Below are 21,624 nucleotides of genomic sequence, written 5' to 3' on the forward strand. Positions count from 1 at the left end.
CCTCCTGTCCATGACGCCCCGCCGACTGCTCGCAAGTTCCCAGGACATCGCGCTGTTCGACGACGCGGCGACGCGGCGCATCGAGCAGCGTGCCGCCGCGGGACGGCCCGAGCACGCGCTGATGGCGCGGGCCGGCGTCGGGCTGCTGCGTCTCGCGCGGGCGATCGCGCCGCACGCGCGCAGCGCCTGGATCGCCGCGGGCCCCGGCAACAACGGCGGCGACGGCCTGGTGCTCGCGACCTGGCTGCAGCGCGCCGGCATGGCAGTGGGCGTCACGCTCGTCGGCCACGCCGGCCGCACGCTGCCGCCCGACGCCGCCTGGGCGCTCGCCGAGGCGCGCGCCGCCGGCGTCACGCTGCGCGAGGACCTGCCCGACGCAGCCACGCGCGCCCGCATCGACCTCGGCATCGATGCACTGCTGGGATTCGGCCAGAAGCGCGCGCCCGAAGGCGCCCTCGCCGACGCCATCGCCGCGTTGAACGGCCTGCGCGGGCCGGTGATGAGCGTCGACGCGCCCACCGGCCTGTCGACCGCCACCGGCGCGAAGCTTGGCGACGCCGTCGTCCGCGCCACGCACACGCTGGCGCTGCTGACCGCCAAGCCCGGCCTGTTCACCGGCGCCGGCCGCGAGGCCTGCGGCGAGATCTGGTTCGACGACCTCGACGTCCATCCGGCGGACGACGAGCCGGCCAGCGCCTGGCTGACCGGCGCGGGCACCGCCGCCAAGCGCCTGCCGAGGCGCGGCCAGGTGGCCAACAAGGGCACGTTCGGCGATGTCCACGTGGCCGGCGGCGCGGCGGGCATGGTCGGGGCGTCGCTGCTGGCGGCGCACGCGGCCTCGCTGGCCGGCGCGGGCCGCGTGCTGGTGCACGCGCATTCGAGCGACAAGGGCGGCGTGCTGCCGGTCGACGTGCGCCATCCGGAGCTGATGCTGCGGCCCGTCGCCGAGTTGCAGCAGGCGATCCGCGACAACCGCAAGGCGACCGTCGTCGCCGGCTGCGGAGGCGGCGACGACGTCGCCTCGGAGCTGCCCGGCGGCCTGTCCAACGCGCACCGCCTCGTGCTCGACGCCGACGCGCTCAATGCGATCGCGCGTGACGCGGGCTTGCGCGCGCAACTGCGTGCGCGAGGCGCGCGCGGGCTGCCGACGATCCTGACGCCGCATCCGCTCGAAGCCGCGCGGCTGCTCGCGTCGACCGCGGCCGAGGTCCAGGCCGACCGCCTCGCCGCCGCGCGCCGGCTTGCCGCCGACACCGGCGCCGTCGTCGTGCTCAAGGGTTCGGGCACGCTGGTGGCGACGCCGCACGGCCGCGTCGCGGTCAACCCGAGCGGCGACGCCCGCCTGGCCACGGCCGGCACCGGCGACGTGCTGGCCGGCTGGATCGCCGGGTTGTGGTCGGCGCAGCCGGCCACCGACGCCGTCGTGGATCTCGCCTTCGATGTGGCCCGCGCCGCGGCATGGATCCACGGCCGCGCCTGCGATTTCACGGCCGGCGCCCGCCTGCCGCTGGTGGCCGGCGAGCTGGCCGCGCACATGGCGCGCGCCGCGCACTCGCTCGCCGATTGAGCCGCGGCGGGAGCCGCGTCCGACTGCCTCACTGGCTGGTTAGCCGACCGTCCCGGGACTGTCACGGAACGCCCGTCCGGGCCCCGTGACTTTGTTCGCGCCCGTTCACATCTGCTGACGAGACGGCCGGTTTTGCCTTTCTTTTCGGGCCAAAGCCGAGGCCTTGTCCAGTCGATAGTCCGGGTGAAACCGGAAAAAGGTCGCAAGCGCTGCTTAAGCCTGTGCACTTTTTTGCCGACAAGCCCTGTTGGAACCGTCCCGCTTTTGCAACGCCCGATGACTCTCGCGACCCATGCCCTGCCCATTCCGACGCCCGCCGAACGCGGCGCGGCGGACAAGGCATGGGTCGCCGGAGCCCTTTTTCTTCTGACACGACAGGCGCGGCCGTCCGCTGCCGACCGTCGCCTTGAAATCAACGTTCAGGAATAACAATGTCCCTCATCACCTCGCTGTCGACCTCGCAGATCGCCGCCCTCACCACGACGACGATCTCCGCACTCGGAACGGCTGACTGGGCCGCGTTCAACACGGCCCAGATCCAGGCGCTGTCGACGGCGCAGGTCAACGTGATCTCGAGCACCGCGCTGTCGGCGATCGGCACCGCGCAGATCGCGGCGATGACGACGGCCGACGTGGCCGCGCTGACGACGACCGGCCTGCATGGCCTGACGACGTCGCAGATCGCGGCGCTGGGCACCGACCAGGTCGCGGGCCTGACGACCACGCAGCTCACCTCGCTCGCGACCTCGCAGGTCGCCGCGCTGACCACCGACCAGGTCGCCGGCCTGACGACCGCCGAGATCGGCGCGCTGACGACGACGCAGACGGCCGCGCTGACCACGACGCAGCTGTCCGCGCTGACCACCGGCGAGATCGCCGCGATCTCGACCACCGACCTGCGCGCGATCGGCACCTCGGCGTTCACGTCGCTGGGCTCCGACCAGCTCAACGCGCTGACCAGCAACCAGATCGTCGCGCTGACCTCCAGCGAGATCACGGCGCTGACGACGACGCAGGTCAGCAACCTCGGCACCACCGCGCTCGACTCGTTCGCGACCTCGCAGATCGCCGCGCTGACGACCAGCCAGATCGGCGCGCTGACCACGACGCAGATCAGCAACCTCGGCACGCTGCAGCTCGCCGCGATGACCAGCTCGCAGATCGGCGTGCTGTCGACGACCCAGGTGTCGTCGCTGACCACCAACGAGATCCTCGCGCTGACGACGGCGCAGACGGTCGCGCTCAAGACCTCGCAGATCGGCGCGCTGACGACCGACCAGGTCGCCGCGCTGTCGACCAGCGACCTGCGCGCCTTCAACACCGTCGCGATCAACGCGTTCACAACCGACCAGCTCAACGCGCTGACGACCACGCAGGTCGGCGCGCTGACGACCGCGCAGGTCGCCGCGCTGACGACCAGCCAGCTGTCCAGCCTCGCCACCGACAGCCTCAACGCGCTCGTGACCTCGCAGTTCGCGGCGCTGTCGACGACGCAGATCAACGCGCTGACGACCGCGCAGGTCGCGGCGCTAGAGTCGGCCGACCTGGCCTCGCTGAGCTCCAACCAGATCCGCGCGTTCAACACCGCCGACATCGTCGCGATGAGCACCGGCGAGATCGTCGCGCTGACCACGGCCCAGGCCGCCGCGCTGACCACCACGCAGGCCGCCGCGCTGACCACCGACCAGATCGCGATGCTGACGACCGCCGACGTGGCCGTCCTGAGCAGCGCGGTCGTCCACGCGCTGGGCACCGACCAGCTGAACGCGCTGGGCACGAGCCAGATCGCCGCGTTCACGACGGCCCAGGTCGTCGCGATGTCGACCACGCAGATCGCCAGCCTGTCGACCGCCAGCCTCGACGCCTTCGCCACCTCGCGCCTCGCCGCCCTGAGCACGGCGCAGGTCGCCGCGCTGACCACCGACCAGGTCGCCAACCTGACGACGTCCGACCTCGCCGCGCTGAGCACCACGCAGATCCGCGCGCTGGCCACCGCCGACATCGCCGCGCTGACCACCGATGAAGTCGCCGCGCTGAGCACCTCGCAGCTCAACGCGCTGTCGACCACCCAGATCGCCGCGCTGACGACCGACCAGGTCGCCGCGCTGACCACCGCCGACCTGCACGCGCTGGCGACCGCCTCGCTCGACGCGTTCTCGTCGAACCAGCTGAACGCGCTGACGACCTCGCAGGTCGCCGCGCTGAGCACGGCGCAGGTCGCCTCGCTGACCACGGCGCAGGTCGCCAACCTCGCCACCGCGACGCTGGACGCGCTGAGCACACAGCAGTTCGCCGCGCTGACCACCGCGCAGATCGGCTCGCTCACCACCGACCAGGTCGTCGCGCTGACGACCGACGAGATCCACGCGCTGACGACGGCGCAGGCCGCCGCGCTCAAGACGAGCGAGATCGCCGCCCTCACCACCGACCAGCTCGCCGCGCTGAGCACCAGCGACCTGCGGGCGCTCGGCACCGGCGCGATCGACGCGCTGACCACCGACCAGCTCAACGCGCTGTCGACGACCCAGATGGCCGCGCTGACCACGGCGCAGGTCGCGGGCATCACCACCACGCAGCTGTCGGCCCTGTCGACGACCAACCTCGACGCGCTGAGCACCTCGCAGCTCGCCGCGCTGACCACCACCCAGGTCGCCAACCTGACGACCGACCAGGTCGCCGCGCTGACGACGGCCGACCTGGCCGCGCTGAGCACCAATCAGATCCGCTCGCTGAACACGACCGAGATCCAGGCGCTGACGACCAGCGAGGTCGCGGGCCTGACGACCGCCGCGATCAACGCGCTGTCGACCACGCAGATCGCCGCGCTGACCACCGACCAGGTCGCCGCGCTGTCCACCAGCGACCTGCGCGCCCTCGGCACCACCGCCCTCGATTCGTTCTCGACCGCGCAGCTCGACGCGCTGTCGACCTCGCAGGTCGCCGCCCTCACCACCGCGCAGATCGCGGCGATGACGACGACGCAGGTCGCGTCCCTCAACACGACCAACCTCGACGCGCTGACCTCGGCGCAGATCGCCGCGCTGACGACCGCGCAGGTCGCCAACCTGACGACCGACCAGGTCGCCGCGCTGACCACGGCCGATCTGGCCGCGATGACGACGACGCAGATCCGCTCGCTCAACACGACCGAGATCCAGGCGATCACGACGTCCGACATCGCCGCGCTGACCACCACCGCCGCCAACGCGCTGACGACGACGCAGATCGCCGCGCTGACCACCGACCAGGTGTCCTCGCTGTCGACCGCCGACCTGCGCGCGCTGGGCACGGCCGCCGTCGACGCGTTCACCTCGAACCAGTTGAATTCGCTGACGACCACGCAGGTCGCCGCGTTCTCCACCGCGCAGATCGCGTCGCTGACGACCAGCCAGGTCGCCAACCTCGCGACCGCCACCCTCGACGCGCTGACCACGCAGCAGTTCGCCGCGCTGACCACGGCGCAGATCGGCGCGCTGACGACCGACCAGGTCGCCGCGCTGACCACCGACGAGATCCACGCGCTGACCACGGCGCAGGCCGCCGCGCTCAAGACCGCCGAGGTCGCCGCCCTGACCACCGACGAGCTCGCGGCGCTCACCACCGCCGACCTGCGCGCCTTCGGCACCGCCGCCGTCCAGGCGCTGACGTCCGACCAGCTCAACGCGCTGTCGACCACGCAGATGGCTGCGCTGAGCACCACGCAGGTCGCCGCCCTCACGACCGCCGATCTCTCGGCGCTGTCGACGACCAACCTCGACGCGCTGTCGACCACGCAGTTCGCCGCCCTGACCACCACGCAGATCGCCTCGCTGACGACCGACCAGGTGGCCAACCTGACGACGTCGGACCTGGCCGCGATGAGCTCCAACCAGGTGCACGCATTGAACACCTCCGATATCCAGGCCCTGACGACCACGCAGGTCGCCGCGCTGACGACCGCGACGATGAATGCGCTGACGACCACGCAGATCGCCGCGTTCACGACCGACCAGATCGCCGCCATCACGACGGCCGACCTGCGCGCGCTGAACACGACGGCGCTCGACGCGCTGTCGTCCGACCAGCTCAACGCGCTGACGACGACGCAGCTCGACTCGCTGTCGACGACCGAGATCGCCGCGCTGACGACCAGCCAGGTCGCCAACCTGTCGACGACGCAGCTCGACGCGCTGACGACCGCGCAGGTCGCCGCGCTGACCAGCAACCAGCTGGCGCACCTGACGACCGACCAGGTCGCCGCGCTGACCACGACCGAAGTGGCCGCGCTGTCGACCGCGCAGATCCGCTCGTTCACGACCACCAACCTCGCGGCGCTGACGACCGACGAGGTCGCGGCGCTGACGACGGCGCAGGCCAACGCGCTGTCGACGACGCAGGTCGCCGCGCTGACGACCGACCAGGTCGCCGCGCTGACCACGAACGACCTGCGTGCACTCGGCACCGCGGCGGTCGATGCGCTGACGTCCAACCAGCTCAACGCGCTGACCACGACGCAGATCGCCGCGATGAGCACGCAGCAGATCGCCGCGCTGACGACGGCGCAGCTGTCGCACATCGGCACGACCAACGTCGACGCGCTGACGACGGCGCAGTTCGCCGCGCTGTCGACGACGCAGATCGCCTCGCTGACCTCGACGCAGATCACCGCGCCGCTGACCACCGCCCAGATCGCCGCGATGACGACGACCCAGGCGGCCGCGCTGACGACCACGCAGATCAGCAACCTGACCACCGACCTGGTGCAGGCGCTGACGACCACCGACCTGCGCGCGATCGGCACGACCGCGCTGCAGTCGCTGGGCTCCGACCAGCTCAACGCGCTGACCACCTCGCAGATGGCCGCGTTGACGACGACGCAGGTCGCCAACCTGTCGACCGGCCAGATCGCCGTGCTGTCGACGACCAACCTCGACGCGCTGACGACGGCGCAGATCGCGGCGCTGACGACGAAGGAAATCGCGACGCTGACGACCGACCAGGTCGCCAACCTGACGACGGCCGACGTCGTCGCGCTGACGACCACGCAGATCCGCGCGATCACCACCGGCGACCTGCAGGCGCTGACGACGGCCGAGGTGGCCGCGCTGACGACCACGCAGGCCAACGCGCTGTCGACCACGCAGATCGCCGCGCTGACGACCGACCAGGTCGTGGCCCTGACGACCGCCGACCTGCGCGCGCTGGGCACGGCGTCCGTCGATGCCCTGACCTCCAGCCAGCTCAACGCGTTCACCACCGACCAGGTCGCCGCCTTCACGACGGCCCAGATCGCCGCGCTGACCACGTCGCAGATCGCCAGCCTCGCCACCGCGACGCTGGATGCCCTGACGACCGCGCAGTTCGCCGCGCTGACGACGGCGCAGATCGGCGCGTTCACGACCGACCAGGTGGTCGCGCTGACCACCGCCGAGATCGGCGCGCTGTCGACCACGCAGGCCGCCTCGCTCAAGACGACCGAGATCGCCGCGCTGACGACCGACCAGCTCGCCGCGCTGACGACGAGCGACCTGCGCGCGCTCGGCACGACGCAGGTCGGCGCGCTGACGTCCGACCAGCTCAACGCGCTGTCGACGACGCAGATGGCCGCGCTGACGACGACGCAGGTCGCCAACCTGACGACCTCGCAGGTCGCCGCGTTGACGACGACCAACCTCGACGCGCTGACGACCAGCCAGTTCGCCGCGCTGACGACCCGGGAGATCGCCGCGCTGACGACCGACCAGGTCGCCGCGCTGACCACGGCCGACCTCGGCGCGATGAGCTCCAACCAGCTGCGCGCGCTGTCGACCGCCGACATCCAGGCGCTCACCACCAGCGAGATCGCGGGCCTGACGACGGCCGCGGTCAACGCGCTGTCGACGACGCAGATCGCCGCGATCACGACCGACCAGATCACGTCGCTGTCGACGGCCGACCTGCGTGCGCTGAGCACCGTGTCGGTCGACGCGCTGACCTCGACCCAGCTGAACGCGCTGACGACGACGCAGGTCGCCGCCTTCTCGACCGCGCAGATCGCCGCGCTGACGACCTCGCAGATCGCCAACCTCGCGACCGCCACGCTCGATGCGCTGACGACCTCGCAGTTCGCCGCGCTGACGACGACGCAGATCGGCGCGCTGACGACCGACCAGGTTGCCGCGCTGACGACCTCGGAAGTCGCCGCGCTGACGACGGCCCAGGCCGCGTCGCTGAAGACCGCCGAGATCGCCGCGCTGACCACCGATGAACTGGCCGCCCTGACGACCGCCGACCTGCGCGCCCTCGGCACCACGCAGATCGATGCGCTGACGACCGACCAGCTCAACGCGCTGTCGACCACGCAGATGGCCGCGCTGTCCACGACGCAGCTGTCCAACCTGACGACCTCGCAGGTCGCCGCGCTGTCGACCACCAACCTCGACGCGCTGAGCACCGCCCAGATCGCCTCGCTGAAGACGGGCGAGATCGCGGCGCTGACGACCGACCAGGTCGCCGCGCTGACGACGGCCGACCTCAACGCGCTGAGCTCGAGCCAGCTGCGCGCGCTGTCGACCGCCGACATCCAGGCCCTGACGACGACCGAGCTCGCCGCGCTGTCGACCGCCGCGGCCAACGCGCTGTCGACGGCCCAGATCGCCGCCATCACCACCGACCAGATCACGTCGCTGTCGACGGCCGACCTGCGCGCGCTGGGCACGGCCTCGATCGACGCCTTCGGCACCGACCAGCTCAACGCGCTGACGACCACGCAGATCGCGGCGCTGTCGACCGCCCAGGTCGCCTCGATGACGACCACGCAGATCGCCAACCTGAGCACGTCCAACCTCGACGCGCTGGGCACCGCCCAGATCGCCGCGCTGACGACGGCGCAGCTCAACGCGCTGACGACCGACCAGATCGCCAACCTGACGACGACGGACCTCGCCGCGCTGACCACCAGCCAGATCCGCTCGCTCAATACCACCGACCTGCAGGCGCTGACGACGACCGAAGTCGCCGCGCTGACCACGGCCCAGGCCAACGCGCTGTCGACGACGCAGATCGCCGCGCTCACCACCGACCAGGTGGCCGCGCTGTCGACGGCCGACCTCCGCGCCCTCGGCACGGTCTCGGTCGACGCCTTCACGTCCAACCAGCTGAACGCGCTGACCACGACGCAGGTCGCCGCCTTCTCGACCGCCCAGGTCGCGTCGCTGACGACCTCGCAGATCGCCAGCCTGGCGACCGCCACGCTCGACGCGCTGACGACCACGCAGTTCGCCGCCCTGACGACGACGCAGATCGGCGCGCTGACGACCGACCAGGTCGCCAACCTGGCGACCACCGAGATCGCGGCGCTGACGACGGCCCAGGCCGCCGCGCTGAAGACCACGGAGATCGCCGCGCTGACCACCGACGAACTGGCAGCGCTGACGACCGCCGACCTGCGCGCGCTCGGCACGACGCAGGTCGATGCGCTGACGTCCGACCAGCTCAACGCGCTGTCGACCACGCAGATGGCCGCGCTGACGACCACCCAGGTCGCCAACCTGACCACCACGCAGCTGGCCGCGCTGTCGACGACCAACCTCGACGCGCTGACGACGCAGCAGGTCGCCGCGCTGACGACCACGCAGGTCGCCAACCTGACGACCGACCAGGTCGCCAGCCTGACCACGTCCGACGTGGCCGCGCTGACGACCACGCAGATCCGCGCGCTCAACACGACGGAGCTGCAGGCACTGACGACCACCGAGATCGCCGCGCTGACGACGGCCCAGGCCAACGCGCTGTCGACGACCCAGGTGCATGCGCTGACGACCGACCAGGTCGCCGCGCTGACCACCACCGACCTGCACGCGCTGGGCACCGCCGCCATCAACGCGTTCTCGACGGCCCAGCTCGACGCCTTCACGACGACCGAGATCGCCGCGCTGTCGACGGCCCAGCTGGCCTCGATGTCGACGACGCAGATCGCCAGCCTGAGCAGTGCCAGCCTCGACGCGCTGACGACCCAGCAGATGGCCGCGCTGACGACCACGCAGGTCGCCTCGCTGACCACGGCGCAGGTGTCGACCCTGACGACGACGGATGTCGCCGCCATGACGACCAGCCAGATCCGCGCGATCAACACCACCGACCTGCAGGCGCTGACCACGAGTGAAGTCGCCGCGCTGACCACGGCGCAGGCCAACGCGCTGACGACGACCCAGGTGCATTCGCTGACGACCGACCAGGTCGCCGCGCTGACCACCTCCGACCTGCACGCCCTGGGCACGGCCGCCATCGATGCGCTGACGTCCAACCAGCTCAACGCGCTGACCACGACCCAGGTCGCCGCGCTGACGACGGCGCAGCTCGCCTCGATGACGACGGCGCAGATCGCCGCGCTGGCCACGGCCTCGCCGCTGGACGCGCTGTCGACGGCCCAGTTCGTCGCGTTGACGACCTCGCAGATCGGTGCGCTGACGACCGACCAGGTCGCCTCGCTGACGACGTCGGAGATCGCGGCGATGACGACGGCCCAGGCCGCCGCGCTGAAGACCGCCGAGATCGCCGCACTGACGACCGACCAGCTGGCCGCGCTGACGACGAACGACCTGCGTGCCCTCGGCACGGCGGCCGTCGACGCGTTCACGTCCGACCAGCTCAACGCGCTGTCGACCACGCAGATGGCCGCGCTGACGACGACGCAGGTCTCGAGCCTGACGACGTCGCAAGTGGCCGCGCTGTCGACGACCAACCTCGACGCGCTGACCACGGCACAGATCGCCTCGCTGAAGACGACCGAGATCGCCGCGCTGACGACCGACCAGGTCGCCAGCCTGACGACGGCCGACGTCGCCGCGCTGACGACCGCGCAGATCCGCGCGATCACGACGACGGACCTGCAGGCGCTGACGACGACGGAAGTCGCCGCGCTGACGACCGCCCAGGCCAACGCGCTGACGACCAGCCAGGTGTCCTCGCTGACGACCGACCAGGTCGCCGCGATGACCACGGCCGACCTGCGCGCGCTCGGCACGGTCGCGATCGACGCGTTCACCACGACGCAGCTGAACGCGCTGACGACCACGCAGATGGCCGCCCTCTCGACCACGCAGGTGGCCGCGATGACGACCTCGCAGGTCGCCAACCTGTCGACGACCAACCTCGACGCGCTGACGACCGCCCAGGTCGCCGCGCTGACGACGGCGCAGGTCTCGAACCTGACGACCGACCAGGTCGCCAACCTGACCACCGCCGACGTCGCCGCGCTGACGACGACGCAGATCCGCTCGCTCAACACGACGGAGCTGCAGGCCCTGACGACGACGGAAGTCGCCGCGCTGACGACGGCCCAGGCCAACGCGCTGAGCACCGCCCAGCTGTCCTCGCTGACGACCGACCAGGTCGCCGCGATGACGACGAGCGACCTGCGCGCGCTGAGCACCGTCTCGATCGATGCGCTGACGTCCAACCAGCTCAACGCGCTGACGACCACGCAGGTGGCCGCGCTGTCGACCACGCAGGTGGCCGCCATGACGACGGCGCAGGTGTCCAACCTGTCGACGGCCAACCTCGACGCCCTGACGACGACGCAGTTCGCCGCCATGACGACGACGCAGATCGGTGCGCTGTCGACCACGCAGGTCGCCAACCTGACCACCGACGAGATCCACGCGCTGACCACGGCCCAGGCCGCGGCGCTGAAGACCGCCGAGGTGGCTGCGCTGACGACCGACCAGCTCGCCGCGCTGACGACGAGCGACCTGCGCGCCTTCGGCTCCGCCGCCGTCGACGCGCTGACCTCGACGCAGCTGAACGCCCTGTCGACGACCCAGATGGCCGCCCTCACGACCACGCAAGTGGCCGCGATGACGACCTCGCAAGTCGCCAACCTCTCCACGACCAACCTTGACGCGCTGACCACGCAACAGATCGCCGCGCTGACGACGGCGCAGGTCGCCAACCTGACGACAGATCAGGTCGCCAACCTGACGACGGCCGACCTGGCCGCGATGACGACGACGCAGATCCGCGCGCTCAACACGACCGAGATCCAGGCGCTGACGACGACGGAAGTCGCCGCCCTGACCACGGCCGCCGCGAACGCGCTGACGACCACGCAGATCGCCGCGCTGACCACCGACCAGGTGTCGTCGCTGTCGACGAGCGACCTGCGCGCGCTCGGCACCGTGGCGGTCGACGCCTTCACGTCGACGCAGCTCAACGCGCTGACGACCACGCAGGTGGCCGCGCTGTCGACCTCGCAGGTCGCCGCGCTGACCACGAGCCAGGTCTCCAACCTGAGCACGGCCAACCTCGACGCGCTGACCACCAGCCAGTTCGTCGCGCTGACCACCGCCCAGGTGCACGCGCTGACGACCGACCAGGTCGCCGCCCTGACGACGACGGAAGTCGCCGCCCTGACGACGGCCCAGGCCTTCGCGCTGTCGACCACGCAGATCGCGGCGCTGACGACCGACCAGGCCCACGCGCTGAGCACGGCCGACCTGCGTGCCCTGGGCACGGCGGCGGTCGATGCGCTGACGACGGCGCAGCTCAACGCGCTGGCGACGGATCACATCGCCGCCTTCTCGACCACGCAGGTGGCCGCGCTGACGACGACGCAGCTGTCGAACCTCGGCACGACCAGTCTCGACGCGCTGACGACCAGCCAGTTCGCCGCCCTGACGACCACGCAGGTGGCCGCCCTGACGACGGATCAGGTCGCCAACCTGACGACGGCCGACGTCGCCGCCTTCACGACGAACCAGATCCGCGCGCTGAGCACGGCCGAGATCGTCGCGCTGACGACGACCGACGTCGCCGCGCTGTCGACGACGCAGGTCAACGCGCTGTCGACGACGCAGATCGCCGCGCTGACCACCGACCAGGTGGCCGCGCTGTCGACGAGCGACGTGCACGCGCTGAGCACCGCCTCGATCGAGGCGTTCACGACGAACCAGCTCAACGCGCTGGCGACGGATCACATCGCCGCGTTCACGACCGCGCAGGTGGCGGCCCTGAGCACGGAGCAGATCTCCAGCCTGACGACGGCCAACCTCGACGCCTTCGGCACCGCGCAGTTCGCCGCGCTGACGACGGCCGAAGTGGCGGCGATGACGACCGACCAGGTCGCCGCGCTGCAGACCGCCGACCTGGCCGCGCTGTCGACGACGCAGTTCCATGCGTTCACGACCGACCAGATCGCCGCGCTGACGACGACGGAGGTCGCCTCTCTGACGACGGCCGACATCGCCAGCATGTCGACGAGCCAGTTCCACGCGTTCACGACCGACCAGATCGCGGCGCTGACGACGGCGGAAGTCCATGCGATGTCGACGACGGCACTGCATGCGATGACCACCGACCAGGTCGCGGCCTTCACCACGAGCGACATCCAGGCGCTGACGACCGCGCACGTCGCGGCCTTCACGACGGATCACATCGCCGCGCTGACGACCGCGGAGGCCGCGGCCTTCACGAGCGCCGAGTTCGCCGCCCTGAGCACGGCCCACATCGCCGCGTTCACGACCGACCAGCTCGCGCACCTGACGACGACGGAAATCGTGGCGTTCACGACCGCGCAGATGCACGCGCTGTCGACCGACCAGATCGCCGCCTTCGTGACGGACACGATCCAGTCGTTCACCACGACCGACCTGCACTCGCTGACCTCGACCCAGGCCAACGCGTTCAGCAGCGACATCCCGTCGATGACGGATGCGCAGGTGAACGCGCTGATCACGGCCGACCCGATCGTGCTCGACCTGACCGGCGCCGGCATCCACACGACGACGGCGGCCGCGGGCGTCAACTTCGACGTCGCCAACACGGGCACCGCGCAGCAGACGGCGTGGACGACGGGTTCGACCGAGGGCTTCCTCGTCCTCGACAAGAACCACAACGGCCAGATCACCGGCAACGAGATGTTCGGCACCGGCATGCTGATGCCGGACGGCACCCGCGCGGCCAACGGCTACGCCGCCCTGTCGCAGTACGACACCAACCACGACGGCAGGATCGATTCGCACGACGCGATCTTCAAGCAGCTGCAGGTGTGGGTCGACGCGAACGGCGACGGCAAGGTCGAGGCCGGCGAGATGAAGTCGCTGACGCAGCTGGGCATCACGTCGCTCGACCTGCACGCGACGGCGAGCCACGCGACCGAGAACGGCAACTCGATCGGCCTGACGTCCAGCTACACGACGGCTTCCGGCGCGACCCACGAGATGGCGGACGTCAACCTCACCAAGAGCGACACGTCCACCACCTCGACGACCGCGACCACGGCCATCCCGCACCTGAGCGACCTGCTCGCCGCGCCCGCCACCGACCTGTTGCCGGGTCACGTGGAGAACGCAGCGGTCTCGACGACGCACGCGAGCACGAGCCACGCGGCCGGCCTGGTCGACCAGCGCCTGCTGGAAGAAGAGGAACGCCATCGCAACCACAACAGCAACCCGCTGATCTGATCGACGGCGAGGCCGGCCCGAAGCAAGCGCGAGGGCCGGCCCAGCCGCCACCGACATGAGCTTCTTCTCGCGGCTGTTGCTGGGTCCCGTCATCGGTCGCGCGTTCGACCGCTGGACCCATCACGCCCATGCATCGACCGACACGACGGCCACCACCGTCACCGGCGCGCTGCATTCAATGGAGATCGCCGCGCTGACGTCGGCGGACGTGGCCGCGCTCACCGATGCGCAGCTGCGTTCGATCGCGGCGGCGGACATGGTGTTCTTCGACACGGCGGCGCTGATCGGGTTCTCCAGCGAGCAGCTGAACGTGCTCTCGACGAGCCAGTTCGTCCAGCTGCTGCCGGCCGAGATCGCGGCGCTGACGCCGCAGCAGATCGCCAGCGTGCGCACTGCGGACATCCACGCGATGCACACGGACCAGGCCGCCGCGCTGAGCAGCGACCAGGTGGCCGCGCTGACGACGGCGCAGGTCGTGGCGTTGACGACGGCCGACGTCGTCGCGCTCACGACGACCGGCCTGCAGGGCCTGATGACGGCGCAGGTGCACGCGCTTTCCAGCAGCCAGCTCGCGGCGCTGACGACCGACCAGGTCGCCGCGCTGACCACCGACGACGTGGCGGCGCTCACCAGCGCGCAGGTCCAGCTGCTGTCGACGGCCGACCTGGCCGCGCTCACCAGCGACCAGTGGCAGGCGCTGGTGAGTGCCGAAATCGCCGCGCTGACGACGGCGCAGGTCGCGTCGCTCGCCACCGCGCAGATCGCGATCCTGACCACCGATGAGATCGCCGCGCTGACGACGACGCAGGTGCATGCGTTGAGCACCGTGCAGGTCGCGGCGCTGTCGGCCGACGACGTGATGGCGCTGACGACAGCGCAGGTCGGCGCGCTGACCACGCGCCAGATCGCCTCGCTCACCACCGACCAGGTCGGCGCGCTGAGCACCACTGACTTCCACGCATTGAGCTCGCAGCAGGTGGCCGCGTTGACGACGACGCAGGTCGCCGCGTTGAGCACCGAGCTGATCTCCAGCCTGGGCAGCAGCGGCGTCGCGGGGCTGTCGACGACCGACATCCACGCGCTGAGCACGCTGCAGGTTGCGTCCCTGACGACCGCCGAGCTGCAGGGCCTGCGCACCGCCCAGGTCGCGGCGCTGACCTCGACGCAGGCGCTGGCGCTGAGCGCCGACCAGCTGGACAGCCTCACGACCACGGACCTGCGCGCGCTGACCACCAGCGTGATCGCGGCGCTGCCGTCGCAGGAGCTGGACGGGCTGTCGGCAGTGTCGTTGGCGGCGTTGACGACGGCGCAGGTCGCGGCGCTGACGACCGCGCAGGTCGCCGCGCTGGCCGTGAACACGCTCGACGCGCTGTCGTCCTCGCAGATCCTGGCGCTGACCACGCGCCAGATCGGCGCGCTGACGACGGACCAGATCGGCGCGCTCGAGACCGACGTCGTGGGCGCGCTCTCCAGCACGCAGCTGCGCGCGCTGTCGACGGCGCAGTTCGCGGCGCTGACCACCGACGAGCTCGCCGCGATCTCGACGGCCAGCATCCCGGCGCTGACCACGACGCAGGTGGCCGGGCTGTCGGTCGACACGCTGGCCGCGTTGTCGACCAGCCAGTTCGCGGCGCTGACCTCGACGCAGGTCGCGGCGCTGACGACGACGCAGGCGATGAGCCTGTCCACGGACGACATCGCCGCGCTGACCACCGCGCAGGCCGCGGCGCTGACGACGGCCGACGCCGGCGTGCTGAGCGCCGACCAGCTGGCCGCGCTGTCGACCGCCGATCTCGCCGCGCTGCGCACCGCCACGCTCGATGCGCTGGCGACCGACCAGTTCGCGGGACTGTCGACGACGCAGCTCGCCGCGTTGACGACGACGCAGGTCGCCGGGCTCGGCAGCGCGCAGGTCACGGTCCTGGGCAGCGACCAGATCGCGGCGCTGACGACCAGCCAGTTCGCGGCGCTGTCGACGACGGCGATCGCGTCGCTGAGCGCCGACCAGGTCGCCGCGCTGTCGACCGCCGACGTCGGCTCGATGACGACGGCGCAGCTGCGCGGCCTGACGACGACGCAGTTCGACGCGCTGACGACCGACGCGCTGGCGGTGCTGTCGACCGCCGCCATCGCGTCGCTGTCGACGCTGCAGCTGTCCAACCTGCTGCCCGCGCAGCTCGACGCGCTGACGCCGACGCAGTTCTCGGCGCTCACCACCACGCAGATCGGCGCGCTGACCTCGGCGCAGATCGCGAGCTTCTCGCTGGCGCAGATCGCGGCGCTGCCGCCCGCCGACATCGCGGCGCTGTCGACCAGCGCGATCCTGGGTTTCGGCTCGGCGGGCATCCAGGTGTTGAGCACCGCCGACATCGCGGCCATGCGCTCGGTGCAGGTCGCGGCGCTGTCGACGGACGAGGTGGCCGCGCTGTCGAACGCGCAGCTCGCGGCGCTGAACACCAGCAGCGTGCGCGCGCTGGGCGTGGCCGCGCTCGACGCGCTGAGCGCCGGCCAGTTCATCGCGTTGTCGACGAGGCAGCTCGCCGCGATGACCACCGCGCAGGTGGCCGGCCTGACGACGGGCGAGCTTGCGGCGCTGTCGTCGACGCAGCTGAACGCGTTCACGACCGCGCAGATCGCGGCGCTGACGACGACCGAGGCCGTCGCGCTGACGCCCGCCCAGCTCGCCGGCCTGAGTTCGCTCGACCTGCGCGCGTTGAGCACCGCGGCGTTGCGCGCGCTGGACGTCGCCGGCGTCGAGGCGCTGACGTCGACCGAGATCGGCCAACTGACGACGACGCAGTTCGCGGCGCTGACGGCCAGCCAGCTCGGGGCGTTGTCGACCGACCAGATCGCGATGCTGACGACCAGCGAGGTCGTCGCGCTGGGCACCGCGGGCGTGCAGGCGCTGGTCGCGGCGCAGCTCGACGCGCTGTCGATGGCACAGGTCGCGGCGCTGACGACCACCGAGATCCACGCGCTGACGTCGACGCAGGTGACCGGCCTGGACGACGTGCACCTGGCCGCGTTCACCACGCGCCAGTTCGGCTCGCTCACCACCGACGTCATCGCCGCGCTGAGCACCGACCAGATCGTGGCGCTGTCGTCCGCGGACTTCGGCGTGCTGACCACCGCGCAGGTGGCCGCGCTGAGCCCCGACGCGATCGCGGCACTCACGGTCAACGAGGTCGCGGCGATGACGACGACGCAGGTGTCGGCAATCAGCAGCAGCCAGGTCACGTCGCTGTCGGCCGACGACCTGATGGCGTTGAGCACCGCCGACCTGCACGCCTTCAACACGTCCGCGATTTCGGCGCTGAGCACCGACCAGGTGACCTGGTTGACGAGCTCGGAGTTCAGCGCGTTCGGCACGGCGCAGATCGCCGCCTTCACGACGACGCAGATCGAGGCGTTCAGCAGCGACGTCCTCAACGGCCTGAACTCGGCCCAGTTCGCGGCGCTGACCTCGACCCAGTTCTCCGCGCTCACCGTCGACCAGTTCAGCCATCTCGGCACGGTCGACATCGCGGCGCTGACGACCGCGCAGGCGCACGCGCTGAGCACCGACAACATCGTGGCGATGTCGACCGAACAGGTGCAAGTGCTGACGACCACCGACATCAGCGCGATGAGCGCAGACCAGGCCGCCGCGTTCACGGGCGACCAGCTGGGCGCGATGTCGACCTCGCAGATCAACGCCCTGTTCGCCGCGACGCCGGTGGTGCTGGACCTCAACGGCGACGGCATCAGCACGACCTCGGCCGCGCACGGCACGGCGTTCGACATCGCGGCGACCGGCAGCAACGCGCAACATGGCTGGACGTCGACCACCGACGGCCTGCTCGCGATCGACCTCAACCACAACGGCAGGATCGATAACGGCAGCGAGCTGTTCGGCATCGGCATGACCCTGCCGAACGGGCAGCGCGCGGCCAACGGCTATGCGGCGATGGCGGCCTACGACAGCAACGGCGACGGCGTGCTGGACGCCAAGGACGCGCACTTCAAGGATCTCGTCGTGTGGGTCGACGCGAACCACAATGGGGTGAGCGATCCGGGCGAGCTGAAGTCGCTCGCGCAACTGGGCATCGTATCGCTGGACCTGCACGGGCTGGCGGGCACGGCCACCAACAACGGCAACCTGCTGGGGCTGACGTCGTCGTACACGACGGCCGATGGCACGACGCATGCGATGGCGGACGTCTGGTTCGCCAAGGACACGTCGGCCGCGGCCACGGCCGCAAGCGCACCGCCGGCCTTGCACGACCTGCTGGCGGCGCCTGCGACCGAGCTGTTGCCTGGGAGCGAGACTGCGCACGTCTCGCCTGTGCACTCGACGGCTGACCATGCCTCGGTGGCGATGGCGCATCAAGCGTTGGCGCACGCTCGACTGCAGGATGAGGACGAGGCTCGGCGGAACGCGCCGTTGCTCTGACCGGCGGACGACGTCATCCTGCGCGAAGCAAGGCGCAGTCGCCAGATCCACGTTGCGAGAGGCGCATCCCCGATTGGGGTCATTCCCTGCTTGGGGTCAGGTCTTGCCTTTTGCCCCCAGGCTGGGGTCAGGTCTTGCCTTTTGCCTGCTTGTTTCGCTGAGCCCGCAGGACAGGAATCGATCCGCAGCCGTCAGGAGCAGCCGCTACGCGCTCACCCCGCGCCATCAGGCGACTGACGCGTGACACGGACAGGCCGACCGCCTTTGCGATCTCCGTCATGGTCATCCCGTCCTTGACATAGGCGCGGCGGATCGACTCGTCGCGGGAATCGGTCGAGGCGGCCTGCCTGAGCGCGCGTTTCGGCGCGTGCCGCTGCGCAAAAGGGATCTCGCGTTCGCGCAACACGGCGGGACGCACCCGCGCCTGCACTGTTTCGACGAAGTCTTCATCGCCCAGATAGACGACCTGACGCAGTTCGCGCTCCCACAGCGGCACGCCCCGTCCCTCGGAGACAAACCGAGCGTAGCGTCTTGCCGCGAGATGACGCTCGGTCCCCGACAAGGCATCGCGACCGAGCAACTGCGCGTGCAACGCACGGGTGTCCAGCCACGACGGCGACTGTTCGAGACCGCAGTGGGCCCGATGGCTCGACCAACGCCAGTCGGCCGCGCCGTCCACCATTTGCGCACGCACCGGATTGAGTTCCGTGTAGCGGCAGACTTCCAGCAGGTAGGCATCGCGATCGACATGGATCGACGTGAAGCGCCCTTGGAACAGGTGGCCGACCAGGCCGTGGCGTCGATTGAACGCCTGTGCGTAGACGCCGTTGACGTGGCGCATCAGCCTCGACAGGTTGCCCCGCCTTGTTTGCACCACGAGGTGGTAGTGATTGCCCATCAGGCAGTAGGCCAACACCGTCGCATCGAATCGCTCCAGAGCCTGCGCCAGCACGGCGATCAGGCGATCGCGGTCGCGGTCATCCCTGAAGATCGGCTCCTTGCGGTCGCCTCGTGACGTGACGTGATACACGCCACCCGGAAAATCAATGCGCAACGGTCTGGCCATTGCACGAGCGTAGGGCCGCGCGTGCAGGCTCCTGGGAGCCAAATGGCGAGATATCCGCGCCAATCGTCAGGAGCAGCGATTTTTGGGGGCAAAAGGCAAGACCTGACCCCAACCCGGAGGCAAAAGGCAAGACCTGACCCCGCCCTTGGGAGCAGCGATTTTTGGGGGCAAAAGGCAAGACCTGACCCCGCCCTTGTTGACCCCGCGCTTTGACCCCGCGCCTGTGCGAAGCAAGGCCCTCGAGCGCTGCAGGCAGGAGCCGCCGCGGTCAGCGCGTATGCAGATCGACAGCCGACGCCGCCGGTGCGGCATCACGCTCGCCGAACGCCAGCACGTCGTAGTAATAGAGCGTGCGCGACGCCTTGCGCTGGTTCTGCCGCAGCAACGAGTCGAGCAGCTGATCGAGCACGCGCGGCTGGGAAACCTCGCAGATCGGGTTGCCGAAGTTGTCGAACACCCAGAAGCCCGCATACCCGCAGGCCCACAGCGCGCGCAGCCGCTGGCGCCAGGAATCGGCAGCCTGAGCATCGCCGCCGAGCTGGCAACTGAAGTACAGCATCGGACGCGCCGACGCGCACAGCCCCGCAGCTCCTTCGAGCAACGACGGGCCACCCGCCCCCGCCGTCGACACGACAAGCCGCACGCGATCCATGCCTGGCCGCGAGGCGATCTCGCGCAGTGCCACGTCGACCCCCGGCAATGCGGAAGAGCCGAGTTCGGCATGCAGCAACTGGACGCTGCCATCGCGCAAGACGGCTGCGTTCGTGCGCAGGTAGGCGAAGCGCTTCGCGTCGCGCTCGATGCCCAGCAGGTTCAGGGCAGGCCGGGCGTCGGCGAGTTGCGCCAGCGTCGATCCGAAGCCCGCACCGGCGATCACCACGCCGTCGCCGTCGTCCAGCACCGCACCGAGCGCGGAAGGCAGGCGGCCGAACAGCGGATGCTCGCGTTGCAGCCCCGGCAGCGGATGGGTGGCCGGCAGGCGGCAGCGCAGCTTGCCGAGCGTCAGCAGTTGATCGTCGGCAGCGACTGCCGCCGCCGTCACGCGCGGCGCGGGCGCGGGACGCGCGTCGGCCGCGGCCTGCAGCGCCGAGGCGACGCCGTCGGCCATCGTCTGCCAGCTGAACTTGCGCGCCTGCACGCGGCCGCGCTCGATCAGGCTCGCGCGGACCTCGGGGCGCTGCACCTGCTGCAGCAGCTCGAAGGTCTGCGCTTCCTCGTTCGCGCCGAGTTCGATGTAGAGCACCGCGTCGCCGCCGACTTCGGGCAGCGAGGACGCGTTGGAGGTGATGGCGGGGCACTCGCACGCCATCGCCTCGAGCACGGGCAGGCCGAAGCCCTCATACCGGGACGGGTACACCAGCGCCAGCGCGCCGGCGTAGGCGCAGCGCAGGTCGTGGTCGTCGAAGATCGCGAGGTGCACGCTGGCCTCGCCCGCGGCCGCCTGGCTCGCAGGGTCGAGCTGGCCGCCGCCGGTGCAGACGATCGCATAGTCCTTGCGCGCGTCGCCGAAGCGGGCGAAGGCCGAGAAGAACAGCGCGGCGTTCTTGTAGTCGGCGCGGCTGCCCGAGGTCATGAAATACGGACGCACGATGCCGTGGCGCCTGCGGAAGTCGGCCACTTCCTCGGCACTGACGGGCGCGAAGTCGCTGCCGGTGTAGTCGACGCGCACGTCGACCGCCTTGCCCGCGAAGCGCGCCAGGTCGCGCGCGGTGCTGTGCGAGATTGCCGTGTAGCTGGACGCATAGGCCAGCGCCTCGCGCTTCTGGCGCCACATCGGCGTGCCGAGGTCGTAGCCCATCACCTCGGGGATCATGTCGTAGACCATCGCCATCGACGGCGTGGACTTGGGGTAGCTGTAGTACGTCGACATGAACAGCGCCGCGCCGACCTCGTCGCAGACGTCCTGCACGACGCGGCGGTCGCCTTCGAGGTCGTTGTAGTTGAGGCCGGGCGCGTCGTGGAAGCGGATGCCCGCCACGCGCGGCGCGGTGCGCGCGCGATCCATCACGACGAGGCGATCGCCGAATGGCGTGCCGGCCCACAGCCCGAGCAGCGACTGCCACACGCGCGCGATGCCGGAGCGGCCGATCTGGAAGAAGACGCCGTCGATGACGATGGGAGAAGCGTTCGGGGTCATGCG

6 protein-coding genes are annotated in these 21,624 nt (G+C 70.6%); 4 read left to right on the forward strand and 2 right to left on the reverse strand.

From position 1 onward, the window contains the following. Window positions 1–10: 10 nt before the first annotated feature. The 4 genes from LPC04_RS12730 to LPC04_RS12745 all read left to right on the forward strand — a co-directional run bounded on the left by LPC04_RS12730 (window position 11) and on the right by LPC04_RS12745 (window position 18,418). On the forward strand, window positions 11–1,567 hold the full coding sequence (locus LPC04_RS12730) for an NAD(P)H-hydrate dehydratase (protein WP_275682595.1): 1,557 nt from the start codon (window positions 11–13) through the stop codon (window positions 1,565–1,567). Window positions 1,568–1,843: 276 nt separating this feature from the next. Next, complete coding sequence (locus LPC04_RS12735; RefSeq protein ID WP_275682596.1) at window positions 1,844–1,996, forward strand: hypothetical protein; 153 nt, start codon at window positions 1,844–1,846, stop codon at window positions 1,994–1,996. Window positions 1,997–1,998: 2 nt separating this feature from the next. Then, window positions 1,999–13,986, forward strand: coding sequence for a hypothetical protein (locus LPC04_RS12740; protein WP_275682597.1), 11,988 nt, complete (start codon window positions 1,999–2,001; stop codon window positions 13,984–13,986). 55 nt (window positions 13,987–14,041) lie between these two features. Further along, a complete protein-coding gene (locus LPC04_RS12745; RefSeq protein ID WP_275682598.1) occupies window positions 14,042–18,418 on the forward strand; it encodes a beta strand repeat-containing protein in 4,377 nt (1,458 codons plus the stop codon). 127 nt (window positions 18,419–18,545) lie between these two features. Here LPC04_RS12745 and LPC04_RS12750 read toward each other — a convergent pair whose 3' ends face one another. Continuing rightward, window positions 18,546–19,484, reverse strand: coding sequence for a transposase (locus LPC04_RS12750; RefSeq protein WP_275682599.1), 939 nt, complete (start codon window positions 19,482–19,484; stop codon window positions 18,546–18,548). A gap of 268 nt (window positions 19,485–19,752) precedes the next feature. After that, window positions 19,753–21,621: a glycosyltransferase family 4 protein gene (locus LPC04_RS12755; protein WP_275682600.1), complete on the reverse strand. Its 1,869-nt coding sequence runs from the start codon at window positions 21,619–21,621 to the stop codon at window positions 19,753–19,755. Window positions 21,622–21,624: the final 3 nt, after the last annotated feature.

Source organism: Scleromatobacter humisilvae, assembly GCF_023231945.1.
In the GTDB taxonomy this organism is placed as follows: domain Bacteria; phylum Pseudomonadota; class Gammaproteobacteria; order Burkholderiales; family Burkholderiaceae_C; genus Scleromatobacter; species Scleromatobacter humisilvae.